The sequence below is a fragment of the Paenibacillus oenotherae genome, from assembly GCF_019443105.1.
Classification (GTDB): Bacteria; Bacillota; Bacilli; order Paenibacillales; family Paenibacillaceae; genus Paenibacillus_Z; species Paenibacillus_Z oenotherae.
Map to the genome: position 1 here is coordinate 100,640 of NZ_JAHZIJ010000015.1, position 14,988 is coordinate 115,627.

Below are 14,988 nucleotides of genomic sequence, written 5' to 3' on the forward strand. Positions count from 1 at the left end.
ATGGTAACATTCCTGCGATAAGGCATGAATTTGGGGAAGAATCGGCCGTTAAGGAGAAACTGAGGTGAAATACCTGCCCTCTGGCAGGCATTTCACCTTCATGGGACCAGAAGTGAGCAAAAACTTGCGGTTTCGCATGTTTCGCCTAGCTCGCTCCTCGCATGCCTCGGCGTTTAGGATTGCGGATTGTACGCTGGCGAGGAGCAGGTCAACAGTCTGATGATCACAGGCACTCCTAGCCTCACCAACAAAATAAATGCTTTACAGGACACCTAATGGTGTTATATTATGAAACAGGACACTGATTGGTGTCGGATTAAAATAAAAGAAAAGAGGGTTCAAATGTATATACTGACCATCGTTCTTCAAAGCTGGCTGCTTTTCTCCATGGCATTCTTCGGCGGAAGCAAGATTGCAGGAGCTGGGCATCAGGTTGAATTGTTTGATTCGATTAAACTTCCCCAATGGTTCCGCGTCATTACTGGCTATGTTCAACTTGTTGGATGTGCGGGACTCATTATCGGCTACTGGTACCCGGGGATTGCAGCATGGACCGGAATATTGATTGCTATTATGATGCTATTGGCGTGTCTCTCGCATTTCAGAGTCAAACATCCGATCGGAAAAGTGATACCGGCCTTATTGAATCTCGCAATAGCTGTGGCAGTAGTCATCTTATTGGCAGACGAACTGCCTCATCCTTTTGGATAAGTTAAGTTCACACATCCCAGGCAGGGAAGACGAGCTTGTGCGAGATTTATCGCTTCGCTAAGAGCTTAAACACAAACGGCAGAAATGCCGTTTTTTGTTTTACAAGGCATAGGCAGTCAGTCCACGCATGTGAACTGCTTCCAAGAAGATAATGTGCTGAAAAAGCAAGGTTTAGGCGGGAAGCGACACATGAAAGATGTAGTAAGAGGAGAGGTATTCAAGACCATATTCCTATCGAAGAAGTTGGTTTGTACTCACAATAACGTATTGTATAGCCATATGTGCGCATTTGCTCACCATCTTAATAGATGATCCCCTTAGTGGCATCCGCTCTGAACGCTACTTGAACGCGAAGTTCAAACCAATCTGGCCTACAGCTGCCCGGGCAATGTCTCCACAATCTGAATGCCTGCCAAAGCGCAGGCATTATTGAATTCTGATCTACTGAGGAGCGAATACCTGCCAAGGAGCAGGAATTTCGCCGTGTTTTCCCTCTATCGATCAATCCCGCCTACTATTCCTGCGTCCTCGCAGGCTTTCTGCCACCTAACGCTTATTCAGCCCGCAATACCTGCACTTTCTCAGGCTTCTTGCTCTACCTGCTGAATTGAAGTTAGTTAGCTGAAGTCAATCCTCATCGAATAAGCACCGCACCATCAGCATTTAACTGAAATTTGGATACCCCATAGTAGACAGCGAGTAAATTCGAGCGGATCAGAGCTGTTAGCTCCTGGCTCCATAGAGTGTAAAGCCCTTAGCGCACACGCTCCCCGCCGTTAATTGAATTGACTTTAGACCAATAGATGTCTAAAATTTTAATGTGAATAATATCCAAAATGTAGTGGCCGTTAAAGAATGGCAATTGCATCGAGCATTTATTTGCTAGCCTGTATCATGAATCGGTAACATTCAAATTGATGAAATGAGGTCTAGAATGAAGACAGAGCACAAACAAACTGCAGTATTAAATTTAGCATTACGAGGACTCGTCGTCATTATCGGCGCATTTATTACTGCCTATGGCCTTGAAGCGGTATTAATACCGAACAATGTATCGGACGGTGGCGTGACGGGTCTAAGCATCGTAGGGTCAAAGGCTTTCGGGCTGCCACTCGGCGTTCTGATTGCGGTTCTTAATATCCCATTCGTATATTTAGGTTATAAGCAAATCGGAAAAAGCTTTGCCGTGTATTCCGTGCTCGGCATTGCTTCACTGGCTGTCGGCACCATCGTTATGCATCATATTGAGCCGATCATCGAAGGGGATACGCTGCTCGTCACTGTAGTCGGCGGCATCATTATTGGATTGGGAATGGGTCTTGCTCTGCGGAACGGCGGCGCGCTGGACGGGATTGATATGCTGGCGGTATTGCTTTCCCGGAAGCTGCCTTTCGGAACAAGTGATCTGATCCTGTTCCTGAACGTATTCGTATTCATCGTCGTTTCGGCCGTATTCGGCTTGCAAGGAGCCATCTTATCGGGTATTGCCTACTTTATTGCTTCGAAAGTGATACATATCGTCGAGGAAGGCTTGAGCGGAGCCAAAACGTTCAAAATCATTACCAAGCATCCTGAAGACATGATCGAGGCCATTCGTGATCGCTTGGGTCGCGGTGCTACATATAGTACGGTGCAAGGCGGATATACGAATGAGCATTTCAAGGAAATCACATGCGTCATTAACCGTCTGGAAGAACGAAAGATGAAGGAAATTATTAATGAAATTGACGAGGATGCTTTTATAATGGTGTACGAAGTGGCAGAGGTAAAAGGCGGGAGCTTTAAGAAGAAGGATATCCATTAAGTCAAATCAACCACGTCCTATGGTGAACAGCCCCCCAATTGTTAGATCGTGTCTAACGGTTGGGGGGCTGCTCACCTATAATGGATGTGGTTTTTTTGATCCGATCTCAATAAACTTCCTTTAAGAGTTCAAAAACTTCTTCTATCGTGAGACCGAAGGATTTGTAATAGGAGGTGTCAATGGCCATCTGCTTCAAGATCATTTCATTGCGCTTTTGAAGCATCTCGCGAGGCGAGAGCTCGGCTACAAAACATCCTTTGCCGGTTACGGTGTAAATCAAACCGAGCCGTTCGAGCTCTTCCCACGCTTTTTTTACGGTAATGATACTGACACGAAGCTCCGTGGCTGCTTGTCGTATCGGTGGCAAGCTGTACCCATTGCCTAGTTCACCCTTAAGAATTTGTGCGCTGATTTGTTCAAAAAGCTGCTGGTAGATCGGTTTATCAGAGGTGTTCGAAATTGCAATGTTCATTATATTTCCACTTTCTCAAACCGTTTGATGGCAATATGATAAGCGATAATCGTAAATATCGCAAATATCCCGATGCCCATGATCAGAATCGATAAGTGGGTTGCCAAACGATCAGTACCCGTTCCTTTGAACAGTTCATATACGTACGAATTCTGTATGCCGAGCCATTCTGCGCCTCCGGCAAACAGCATCGCAGCTGTAATGGATGCAACCGCTGCTGCGCCGTATTTAAACGCTGTTTTATAATACATGGATATAAGGATAATATTGAAGATCGCAAGCATGATGAAACATAGTCCCCAGAAACCTAAGGTTGGTTTGAAGAAATAGTAGGTCAGATCCGGATACAAGCGAATCGTAATCATGCCATATAGCATTGCGACAACAATATGCATGAGTTCCAGGATTACAATAACGGATACCTTCGCTTTTACAATGTCCCTCTTGGTTACTGGCAGCATGCTTGTGAATATCAGGTCATTCTGAGATTTATACCCTGCAAACATATTCGGTACCGTGAGAAAACAGAAGTAAAGGACGACAAGGAAATATAACCATGCGGGAATCAGCATTAAAGCGCCTGTCAAAAACGGCAGGATATAAAAGAAAGGACTTACGCCGAGCTTTAGTTCTTTCATTAGTAAGTTATACATGCGCATCCTCCTTCCTCGCGAAATAGATCATAATTTCCTCAAGACTAGGCAGAGTTGACTTGATATCCAAAGCTGGATCAAAGTCTTTCGTATGGATTAGGCCTGTAAAGCCGAATGAATTCTTCTTGTAGGCGATTAACTGGTCTTTGATCCCATCCAATTGCTCCACCTTCCCATTGACCAGGCGATACGTATCAATAAATTCTTCTTTCTCCGAGCTGTTAATAATTTGTCCGTTATTGATAAACGTTATATAATCCGCGCATTTCTCCAGGTCGGTTGTAATATGAGTCGAGAACAGAATGCTGATTTCTCCATCTTCCACCAGCTCCTGAAAAATATCCAACAGATTGTCTCTTGCAACCGGATCAAGTCCGCTTGTAGGCTCATCAAGAATAAGAAGCTTTGCGCCGTGCGATAAAGCAAGAGCCAGGCTGTATTTTACTTTCATTCCCGTTGATAACTCAGCTATTTTTTTGTCTTCATTCAAATTAAATCGCCGCAAATAATTGTAATAGGCTTTATCATCCCAGTTGTGATAAAAACTTTTGATTACGTTCGTTAACGTTTTGATTTTATTGCGAGTATAGAAATGGATGTCTCCGAATGCAAAGCCAATTTCTTGCTTCAATTGGAGCTCGTGTTCCTTGATCTCCTTGCCCATAATGTGAATCTCGCCGCTGTCTATTCGAGTCAAATTCAAAATGGATTTGATCGTGGTTGTTTTTCCAGCACCGTTGGCCCCGATAAATCCCATAATATAACCCTTTTCCAGTTGGAAAGATACGTTCTTCAATTGAAAATGCTCGTATTTCTTATTTAAATTTCGAATATCCAATGCCAGCATAGCATGCCCTCCAGTCCAAAATTGTGTATATCGTGCATGCACAATGTATCATTAAGACAGTTCTTGTGTCAATTGTTTTTATCAGATTTATGGAGTTGGAGAAATACGCGTGCCGCACGCTGCGAATGGGCCGTTATATAGCAATCGAAAAGAAATCCATACCTATAGCTTTGATATAATTGGAATTATGGAAGATTCATCCCCCTTATGCAACGATCATGCATGGTTCGAGAGGAAAGGAGATATCGATGAAAACAACCCGGTCAAAAGACGGCACAACCTTAGCCTACGATGTCTACGGTAATGGTCCGGCGCTCATTTACATAACGGGAGCGAGCTGCTACCGATCATTTAAGCCGATCGTACAGGATGCCCGAGTTTTTGCAGCTGAATTCACGGTGTATAATTACGACCGTCGTGGACGCGGCGATAGTGGCAACACGCTGCCTTATTCTATAGAACGTGAAATTGAAGATATCGAAGCTATGATTGATGCAGCAGGCGGCAAGGCGTATTTGTACGGCCATTCTTCGGGTGCCGTGCTGGCGCTGGAAGCTGCGCTGCGGCTTGGCAGCAAAGTGCAAAAAGTAGTGATGTATGATGCGTCTTATGTCCATGACGAGAAGGAGAAGGCCGAATACAAACAATTAAGCCAAACCATATATAAGCTTCTTGATCACGGCAAAAGGGCGGAAGCAATGCGCACTTTTTTGAAGGGCATCGGAATGCCCAAAATATTTGTTTGGCTGCTGCCGCTATTTCCCGGTTGGCGAACGATGAAAGCACTGGCCCCAACCCTTGCCTATGATATTGCTCTAACGCAGGACTTGCCGCCCGTTGAACGGGCTGCCCGAATTGCCGTACCAACACAGATCATCGTTGGCGAGAAAAGCCCCGCCTCCATACATGATGTCGGCTACCAGCTAACGAAGGCCATTCCAAACGTGAAATTTGTAAAGCTTGCAGGCCAAGACCACATGGTCAACGCAAAAAAACTGCTTCCGCTGCTTTCAGGCTTTCTTAATTAATCCTCAATTCGACATGCAAGCGTCAAGCAGCCTCCTCTTATCTATTAGGCGGGGCTGTTTGGCGTATAGGTCAATTCAAGCCGAAAATTCGCAATTGACGGCTGGTGAATTCTACTAATAAAATAAATACATTCATGAATGTATTTATTCGGACTAGCGACGGTTCTCGAAAGATAGCAAGGAGAGATGCAGTTGATCAAAAACAAGTTTCAACTAAAAAGAGAAGCGACCTATCGACAGCTCTTGGAAGCCGGGATGAAGTGCTTCTCGGCCAAGGGGTTCTCTTCAACAACGATTGGAGATATCGTAGCGCAGACCGGACATACGAACGGTGCATTCTATGTTCATTTCAAGACGAAAGAACAGATTTTCCTGCAGGTGCTGGATTATCAGATGCAAATTACGAGCGGCTGGACAGATGTGCCTAAGGCATATAGCCCGGCGGATACGACGCTGGAGGAAGTCGTTGCGATTACGCTTGCGCGGCTCGACGAAATGCTGCAGGGTGTCGATAACTGGATAGTCGTACTGGCCGATTTCTACCAGCATACGAGAGAAAATCCAGAAATCCAGAGCCTGCTCAGGGAGAAATACCGGGATTGGGTCTCGGGAATCGAGCAGTTCATCCGTGTCTTGCAGTTGCAAGGATGGATTCCGAAGGAGAAGGATACGCTTCTGACGGCTAAGCAAGTGATTGCGTTCAACGAAGGGTTTACCGTGTTCTCGAAGCTGTTCGGAGAAACGGATATGAAGGCGCATATTCAAGGCCTGGTTAGGCTGATGTCTTGAACAGCGCGGCTAAATTAATTTTTCGATTTGGAGCAGTACCCATTTTATTATGAAGGGATAGAAGATTGAGCCCATGAACCCCAAAGCAGCTTCCCTAAACACCGCCACGCGCCATTCGACGATTTGGCGAAAGGCATGGATGACCGCGACGATTGCCGCCGCATTGCTTATTGCCTTGATCATGTGCGTTAACCCTGCGAAAGCGGCCGGAAATTGGATCACGGGTGGAGGAACGGCTGGCGATCCTCCCGCTCTGATAGGAACGGACATTGCATTGTTCGGAGTCGATTTCGAACCGGTCAATGGAAGTTTATTCATAACAGATTCTGGGAATCGCAGTATCCTTGTGATGAATACGGACGGCCAAGTGACGCAAGTACTAGAGGCGCCTTTACCTGCCTATTTCTCGGAGCCGATGGCTATACGCTTCGATGGCAACGGACACGTATATGTAACAGATAAAAATTCTCTCTTTCGGTTTGATGTTAGTTATTCGGGTTCCGCCTATTCACTTAGCAATATGCTCGAATGGAATGGCAGTGGCGTTATGCCCTCGGTCGGAACGCTTAGTTACCCGCAAGGCATCGCGGTGAGCGGTAACGATCTGTACGTCGCAGATACGAATAACGGCCGTATTCTGAAGTTCGATGCTTCCTCCTTCGCTCCTGCGAGCAGTCCGGATGTTTGGTCCGGGGATCTTGATCCCGGCCCGTTAGACGCGACTATCAATAGTCCTGTCGGACTAGCGGTCGATGGCTCGACGCTCTACATCAGTGTTCAAAGGGCTGGTTCCGATAACGGCAAAATTATCAAATTATCGGTTAGCGGAGGCACGCCGACGGTATTGGCGAACCAGCCTTTTAATAATCCTAAGGGGATAGAAGTCGGCTATGGCGGGAGCCTCTATGTGGGGGAAAGGAGCGGATCATCCGTCGTCTCCAAGCTTGATGCGAACTTGAACATCGTTTCTACCTTGGTCGGAAGCACTCCGTCTGGTCAAATCGCGACCGATATGGCGTTCGACGATACGGGTTCGATGTATGTCACTCTGCTCTCGCAAATGAATGCTCCGCATAACGCAGTCCGGAAGCTTGCGGTCGATAACGAGCTATCTGATCTAACGATCAGCGCAGGTGGTTTGACACCATCGCCATTCTCGCCGGGCATTCTGAATTATACGCTTAGTGTGGCTAGCAATGTAACTTCGACGACGGTTACGCCGGTACTCGGCAGCAGCAATGCCAGCGTTACCGTCGATGGCGCGGGCGTAACTGGCGGCAGCGCTTCATCGCCGATTCAGCTGCACAAAGGTGACAATATTATTCCGGTCGTTGTCTCGGCTTTTAACGACATGACAAGAACTTATTCGATCAAGATCACACGCGATCCCTTCACGGATGCGGCACTTAGCGGGCTAACGCTAAGCTCTGGTTCGCTTAATGAACCGTTCGCAGCGGGAACAACCGCTTACACGGCGAATGTGGGCAATAGCGTTACGGCAATTTCCTTGAGGCCGTTCAATGACAACCGGGCAACGATCAGCGTAGACGGCATGGCGACGCTTAGCGGCAATCTATCCGCTCCGATCTCGCTTCCGGTCGGCACGAAGGCGATCATGGTAACCGTTACGGCTGAGGACGGCGTCACAAGTAAAGACTACACGGTCGCTGTCACGCGGGCGCCGTCGGCGAACGCGAACCTGAGCGGCTTGACGCTGTCGAGCGGTACGCTGAGCCCGGTGTTCGGGCCAGGTACGACGGGCTACACGGCGAGCGTGGCCAATAGCGTGAATAGCATCACGGTCACGCCGACACTCGCGGACAGCACCGCAGCTGTGACGGTGAACGGCCAATCGCTGACAGCCGGAACGGCGTCTGTCGATCTGAACGTGGGGAGCAACACGATTACGATCATCGTGACTGCCCAGAGCGGCACGACGAAGACAACTACGGTGACGGTGACACGGGAGGCGAGCGGGAATGCGAACCTGAGCGGTTTGGCGTTGTCGAGCGGCACGCTGAGCCCGGTGTTCGCGCCGGGCACGATCGATTACACGGCGAGCGTGGCCAATAGCGTGAACAGCATCGCGATCACACCGACACTCGCGGATAGCACCGCGACCGTGACAGTAAACGGCGAATCGTTGACAGCCGGAGCGGTATCAGTCGAGTTAAACGTGGGGAACAACACGATTACGATCATCGTGACCGCCGAGAATGGTACGACGAAGACAACCACCTTAACGGTGACACGAGAGACGAGCGGCAATGCGAACCTGAGCGGCTTGATGCTGTCGAGCGGCGGTATGCTGAGCCCGGAGTTCGGGCCAGGCACGATCGATTACACGGCGAATGTGGCCAATAGCGTGAACAGCATCACGGTCACGCCGACATTAGCGGACAGCACAGCGACCGTGACGGTAAACGGCAAGTCGCTGACGGCTGGAACTGTGTCTGTCGATCTGAGCGTGGGAAGCAACACGATTGCGATCGTCGTCACCGCCGAGAATGGGACAACGAAGACAACCACCATAACGGTGACACGAGAGGCGAGCGGGAATGTGAACCTGAGCGGCTTGACGTTGTCGAGCGGCGGTATGCTGAGCCCGGAGTTCGGGCCAGGCACGATTGATTACACGGCGAGCGTGGCCAATAGCGTGAACAGCATCGCGGTCACGCCGACATTAGCGGACAGCGCCGCGACCGTGACAGTAAACGGCAAGTCGTTGACTGCTGGAACAGTGTCGGTTGACCTGAGTGTGGGGAGCAATACGATTGCGATCATCGTCACCGCTGAGAATGGAACAACGAAGACGTACAACGTGACGGTAACGCGCTCGCCGTTGCCTTCGACGAGCGGAGGCGGCAGTTCGACGCCAACGGTGGAAGCCCCGTTCATTGACTTGAACGGCACCAAGTTGAATCTGGACACGATTGACACCTCGAAGCCGTCAGTCACGCTTGAAGTGACGCCTAAGAACGGGACGGCTCACGTCAGCTTTCCAGCGGAAGTCTTAACCGGCTTTGCGGGCGAGAACGAGACTTTTATGATCGAAATCAAGACACCCTACGGCAGCTACCGGGTGCCGGTCAATCTGGCGTCGCTGATCCCGGGACTGGAATATCTGCTTGCCAAGAACGGCCTTAAAGCCGAGGATATCAGCTTCAAAATTTCCCTGACCGACAAGTCAGGGGATACAGAGATTCGTTCAGCGTTCGCTGCCGGGCTGCCGAACGGAGTCGTGATGGGGGCTATCGTAGATTTTCATATGGACATCATGAATACGAGGACAGGCCAGGCAATCGGATCGGCGGATCAATTCAGCCAAGCGATTGCAAGGCTGATCCCGATGCCCAAGAGCGTAACCGGCATGCCGGAGCAATGGGGGGCGTTCCGCTATAACGCGGCGGCGAAGCAGTTCGAGTTCGTTCCCGCCAAGACGGTGACGATCGACGGCGTTCTGTACGTGACGATCAGCTCGACCTCCAACAGCGTGTACGTCGTGGCGAATAATGAGATTAGCTTTAACGATACGGTCAAGCACTGGGGGCGGCCGTTCGTGGAGCTCGCTGCGGCGAAAGGACTCGTCGAAGGTGTCGGCGGCGGGAAATACGCGCCGAACCAATCCGTGACGAGAGCGGAATTCACAGCGATGCTAGTCCGGTCGCTAGGTCGAGGCATAGCAACTGGCAGTTCAAGTTCAGCGCCGTATGACGATGTGAAGCCTGGCGCGTGGTACTTCGGCGCAGTAGCCACGGCGAAAGAGCTTGGCTTGCTGGGCTTCGCGAGCGGAGATCGCTTCTTGCCCGAGCAATCGCTGACCCGGGAGGAAATGGCGACCATGCTCGCTGCAGTGATTGCGCTTGAGCAGCCGAAGCTGGCACAAGGCGTCATGAGCCTGGACGGGTTCAAGGATATCGGAAGCGCGAACGTGGCATATTTAGAGGATATAGGTCTGATGGTTCAGCTTCGGATCATGACTGGAACATCCGCAACTATGTTCAGCCCGCTGGGGGAAACGACGCGCGCGCAGGCGGCAGCTGTGTTCATCAGAACGCTGCAAGCGATTGGTTCCATTGATTCATCCCGTTAGAGAATGCGGTGTCTTGGGGCAGTGAAACTGACCTGCGCTGGAGAGCGGATCGCTGGCAAGGATGAGATCAGGGGTTCGCCCGCGCGGACGAAGCGAATATGGAGCTCCACCATAAACGTAACGCAAAACACCGGGCTTTCCCGGTGTTTTTTCATTTGGATTATTATCGTACCGAAGAAATCAAACGTTTGCTATCGGAATCCCTTCGTGAAGAGCAGGACAGCTATGCCATCCAAGAACTGTTTGAACACTTTCCGACAACAACAGAACTGCTGGAGGCCAGCGAGCAGCAACTCATTAGAATCAAAGGGATCGGGTAAGGAAAGGCTCGCCCAATAACTGCGACGTACTCAATCATGTGATCGTTGGCGGAAATCAGAGTGACAGAGTAAGAAGCCTGCGAAAGTGCATGAATTTCTGTTTACAAGACGCCATAATGGCAAAACTCCTGCGATCATGCATGAATTTGAGAAAAAATGGGCCGTTAAGGGGAAACTGAGGTGAAATACCTGCACTTTGGCAGGCATTTGCTCTACAGTAGGCCAGAACTCGAAAATACCTGCACTCTGGCAGCATTACACATCGAGGTTTGACCGCCGACGTGTGACCGAGCTAGCCGTTTTCTTTATCTTTCGACGTCCTTCAATAAAAGATTGATTTCCATGGCATGCACCTTACTTTCAAAGTCATAACAGATTGGATTGATGTTATAATTTGTAGAAATTGGAGCAATAGTGATTAGTAAGTTATACATATGCTGAAAAAATCCTTTAGGAGGAAGACAATTGATCGGTAATAAGATTGGAAAATACAAGATTATCGAGCTTTTAGGTTCGGGAGGCAATGCCAATGTCTATAAGGCGAAGGATATTGAGGGGAATTTATTCGCTGTAAAAGTACTGAAGGTTGGAAAGTATCCCGCCTTTAATAAGAAATATAAGAGATTTAAAGATGAGGTTCAGGTAGTTAAATCTAATCAGACAGCTATTTCTGGAATTGTGCCCATCATTGAATGCTTCCTGCCTCCTGATCCATTCAAAAACACCCCCTGGTATTCGATGCCCATTGCTACACCACTTGCACATATAATAAACGACGACTCTAGTATGTATGACATTATGGAGTGTATGGAGCAATTATCTTCTACACTTATGCAGCTGCACGAAAATGGTATCGTCCACAGAGATATTAAACCAAACAATTTGTATTATTATAATGATAAATGGGCATTCGGTGATTTTGGATTGGTAGAATACCCTCAAAAAACTGATTTAACTGCAAAAGGTGAGTCAGTTGGCCCCAAATATACGATTGCTCCAGAAATGAAGAGGGATGCGAAAAATTCAGATGGCAAGGCAGCTGATATCTACTCATTAGCCAAGACGCTATGGATTTTGTTAACTGGTGAAAAGGCCGGGTTTGAAGGGCAATATTCAGATGGTATCGAAAAGTTTAACATTTCCAATTATAGAGGGAAGGGATTTTTTGTATCTTTGCATGAATTAATTGAAAAATGCACTTCTAATATACCCAGTGAAAGACTCGATATCATTGAATTCAATAAAGTTATTAAAGAGTGGTTTGAAATATCACAAGATTTTAAACGGAAAAATTTACTTGAATGGAATTATATATTTAGGAAAATCCTGCCTCATACATCCCCTGAAGTTATCGTATGGACTTCTCCTGATGATATTGTGCACCTATTGGATCTGATTAGTAAGATCGACTCATTAAATCATGTTTTTGTGCCTGGAGGAGGAGGTTTAGATCTTACAAAGTGCACTTTATCAAATGAATTAAGCTATATCGAACTGCATTTCGATTATTCAATAAAAAAGTTGATGCCTGAGAAGCTTCATCTTATTACGTTTGCTGATGCCCCTGAGTGGAATTATTTCTATTTAGAAACGAAAGAGCTTCATCCAACTGGACTATATGGTAATCAAGAAAGGTATTATGAACCCGTGCTCGAACTAAGTCCGGGTGTTTATGTCGAACCGTACCATAAATATTATGGAGAAGTCGATGGTCAGCCTATTCCCAAAGATGCTAGAGAAATATTGTTATCGTTAAAGGGTTCTTTTGCTTTTTTTGCAAAAGGTTCAACTTATAATACGATATCTGCAACATATGATGGAAGACATAATAATATGACATCGAACGCGTTTCATGACCATATAAAGGAAATGATACGACACCAGCAATGGACTAATGAAAACCCGGATAAGGCTAGACGAATAAGGCAAGAAAAAAAGGAGAGGGAACGAGCGCAACGAGAAATTGAAAGAAAGGAATATGAACGGCTAAAAAAAGATTTGAAAAGTAAATGGGAAGAAATTGTTTCAAGCGTAAAGATGCCAACTCCCCCCCAGCAGACAATACCGGGAGAAGTATATTTCACAATTGAAATGAACGACCAGTATTTTGAAAATGTTTACTATGTATCTCATGATAATAAGTTAATCATTGATTCGACGGGCAACCTTGAGCGAGTACTTCATGGAAGAATAGACGCAAAAGAGCTTTTAAAGATCTATGATTTTAATGAATGTGAAGATTATATAAATATGTTGAATGACTTGTTGTTCAATTTTGATGGCAGTGACAAAATTGCTAATCGGCTGTATTTTGATGTGGATATGCATCGAGTAAAGAAACCTGCTGTTCATTTTACTAAAGATGAATTAACTGAGTTGTTAATAAACGCTAACGACAAAATTTATAATCGAGTCGTTATACAGACTGATGGGAATTTAAGATTAATAACGGAAGAGATGGATCATGTACAACCACACGGATTCGTATACAAAGGATGGGAGTTTAGCGCCTTTGAAAATTCGTTAGGGAAAAAATCAAATTTACATCATATTGATGACATTTATTTTGACTTACTTTCTGGATGGTGCTTCCATTTGGAGTGTAACAGACGGGCATCTCGATTATCAAACGAATACTATATGGGTCTATCTGAAGAACAATTACTTGAGAAAATCAGAATTGCATCTGAACAATATTCCAAATAGATAATTGACTGCAGGAGTGATGAGAATGGCTCGTGTTTTGCTGATCAATGGAGGTTCTGAAGGGCATATCAATCCGACCCTCGGTGTGGTAGAAGAGCTTATCCGTCGTGGTGAAGAGGTCGTTTACTTTGTAGCTGAACAATTTCGTGATCGTGTCGAGCCAACGGGTGCAGAGGTGATCACGTTCGATAGCGGCAAATTTTTGGAGGCGTTCCTTGCTGGAGGCCGAAATCCCTGGGCTCGAGCAGGCGGGCTATTGCGCACTGCCGACATCGTCATTCCCAGTGTTCTGGAGCAGACAAAAGGAGAAAGTTTTGATTACATCATTCACGACTCGATGTTCGGCTGCGGGCGTTTGCTTGCACAAATATTCGGCCTGCCTGCAATCAACTCGTGCACGAGCTTTGCCATTCAAGAAAACAGCTTTGATAGTCTGCAAGACCATCTCTCGCGTCATTTTCCAGCAGAGGTGAATGAACGTGAACAACAGGAGTTTCAACAACTGGCGAGTAACGTGCAAGCGAAATATAATGTGCAAGTTGGCTCTGCCTACGAGGTTTTTTGCAATCCCGCGCCAATGACCATCGTCTACACGTCGAAAAGTTTCCAGCCTGATGGAGAAGGCTTCGACGACACGTTTAAGTTTGTGGGGCCGTCTTTCGTGCCGCGCTCACACGGTCAATTTGATTTCACTCCTGTGGACACGGATCATCTGATTTACATTTCACTCGGCACAATATTCAATCAAGCGATGGATTTTTACAGGCTTTGTTTTGACGCGTTCGCCGAAACGAAGTACACCGTGATTCTATCTGTCGGCAGACAAACCGAGATTGCGGAATTGGGAGACATTCCTGCGAATGTTATCGTTCGCAACTATGTACCGCAAATCGAAGTTCTGCAGCACGCCAAATTGTTTATCACACATGGCGGCATGAACAGTACCAGCGAAGGGCTGTATTATGGTGTGCCGCTAATTGTACTTCCCCAAAGCGCCGACCAGCCTGCTGTGGCGCGACGTGTGGCGGATATCGGTGCAGGCATTCACTTGAAGCAAGAAGGCTTAACCGCAAGGGATCTCAGAGAGGCAGCGGAAGGGGTACTAAAGGATGCGTCAATTCGTAAGCTATCCGTTGAAATTGGCGATTCGTTCCGGGCCTCAGGCGGGTATCCACGGGCTGTGGAGGAGATCTTCTCGTATAAGCGAAGTCTAGGCATTAAATAACTCTTCACTTACTTAAACTGTGCATTCCGGGTTCGAATCCAGTCATGGCGCGCATAAAACGTACGAGGCTGTCCGAAAAGTCCAATATCCAATGAGTCAGTCCCCAATGATGTGAGTGACGGAGTAAGAAGCCTGCGAATGTGCAGGAATTTTGTTTAGAAGACGCCATATTGGTAATATTCCTGCGATGAAGCATGAATTTGAGGGGAAATCGCAGAAATTTTGCAAAGAACCACAAGCACCAAATACAGAGGGGAATTTTACAAAAAGAAGAGGTTCCTGTACCGTAGATAGTAACGACACCCCTACGGAAAGGAAACCTCTTGCCTACAATCGTATC

12 protein-coding genes are annotated in these 14,988 nt (G+C 47.2%); 9 read left to right on the forward strand and 3 right to left on the reverse strand.

The genetic code is table 11. The annotated features are described in order from the left end of the window. Positions 1 to 288: 288 nt before the first annotated feature. Positions 289 to 711: a DoxX family protein gene (locus K0T92_RS18410; RefSeq protein ID WP_246628258.1), complete on the forward strand. Its 423-nt coding sequence runs from the start codon at positions 289 to 291 to the stop codon at positions 709 to 711. Positions 712 to 1,645: 934 nt separating this feature from the next. Beyond that, complete coding sequence (locus tag K0T92_RS18415) at positions 1,646 to 2,515, forward strand: YitT family protein (RefSeq protein WP_425517667.1); 870 nt, start codon at positions 1,646 to 1,648, stop codon at positions 2,513 to 2,515. A gap of 106 nt (positions 2,516 to 2,621) precedes the next feature. Here K0T92_RS18415 and K0T92_RS18420 read toward each other — a convergent pair whose 3' ends face one another. Genes K0T92_RS18420 through K0T92_RS18430 form a run of 3 tightly spaced genes read right to left on the reverse strand, consistent with a single transcriptional unit; the run spans position 2,622 to position 4,487 of the window. Next, positions 2,622 to 2,987 (reverse strand): GntR family transcriptional regulator, encoded by a 366-nt coding sequence (locus K0T92_RS18420; protein WP_219873939.1) that lies wholly within the window; start codon positions 2,985 to 2,987, stop codon positions 2,622 to 2,624. Further along, on the reverse strand, positions 2,987 to 3,640 hold the full coding sequence (locus K0T92_RS18425) for an ABC-2 transporter permease (RefSeq protein WP_219873940.1): 654 nt from the start codon (positions 3,638 to 3,640) through the stop codon (positions 2,987 to 2,989). Before K0T92_RS18425 ends, K0T92_RS18420 begins: the two co-directional genes overlap by 1 nt. Beyond that, positions 3,633 to 4,487: an ABC transporter ATP-binding protein gene (locus K0T92_RS18430; protein ID WP_219873941.1), complete on the reverse strand. Its 855-nt coding sequence runs from the start codon at positions 4,485 to 4,487 to the stop codon at positions 3,633 to 3,635. The genes K0T92_RS18425 and K0T92_RS18430 overlap by 8 nt, the downstream gene beginning before the upstream one ends. Before the next feature lie 248 nt (positions 4,488 to 4,735). Between K0T92_RS18430 and K0T92_RS18435 the strand changes: the two genes are divergently transcribed. From K0T92_RS18435 to K0T92_RS18465, 7 genes are all read left to right on the forward strand, one after another. Next, positions 4,736 to 5,515 carry an alpha/beta fold hydrolase gene (locus K0T92_RS18435; protein WP_219873942.1) on the forward strand — a complete coding sequence of 260 codons (780 nt, stop codon included), beginning with the start codon at positions 4,736 to 4,738 and terminating at the stop codon, positions 5,513 to 5,515. Positions 5,516 to 5,707: 192 nt separating this feature from the next. Beyond that, on the forward strand, positions 5,708 to 6,304 hold the full coding sequence (locus tag K0T92_RS18440) for a TetR/AcrR family transcriptional regulator (RefSeq protein WP_219873943.1): 597 nt from the start codon (positions 5,708 to 5,710) through the stop codon (positions 6,302 to 6,304). 73 nt (positions 6,305 to 6,377) lie between these two features. Then, positions 6,378 to 10,397, forward strand: coding sequence for a cadherin-like beta sandwich domain-containing protein (locus K0T92_RS18445; RefSeq protein WP_219873944.1), 4,020 nt, complete (start codon positions 6,378 to 6,380; stop codon positions 10,395 to 10,397). A gap of 98 nt (positions 10,398 to 10,495) precedes the next feature. Beyond that, positions 10,496 to 10,717, forward strand: a complete 222-nt coding sequence (locus K0T92_RS18450; protein ID WP_219873945.1) for a hypothetical protein — start codon at positions 10,496 to 10,498, stop codon at positions 10,715 to 10,717. Positions 10,718 to 11,182: 465 nt separating this feature from the next. Then, complete coding sequence (locus K0T92_RS18455) at positions 11,183 to 13,423, forward strand: protein kinase domain-containing protein (protein ID WP_219873946.1); 2,241 nt, start codon at positions 11,183 to 11,185, stop codon at positions 13,421 to 13,423. Between the two features lie 25 nt (positions 13,424 to 13,448). Then, entirely contained in the window at positions 13,449 to 14,648 is a 1,200-nt protein-coding gene (locus K0T92_RS18460) for a macrolide family glycosyltransferase (RefSeq protein ID WP_219873947.1), read from the forward strand. 151 nt (positions 14,649 to 14,799) lie between these two features. Next, the coding region (locus K0T92_RS18465) for a hypothetical protein (protein ID WP_219873948.1) at positions 14,800 to 14,988 on the forward strand (189 nt) is incomplete at its 3' end.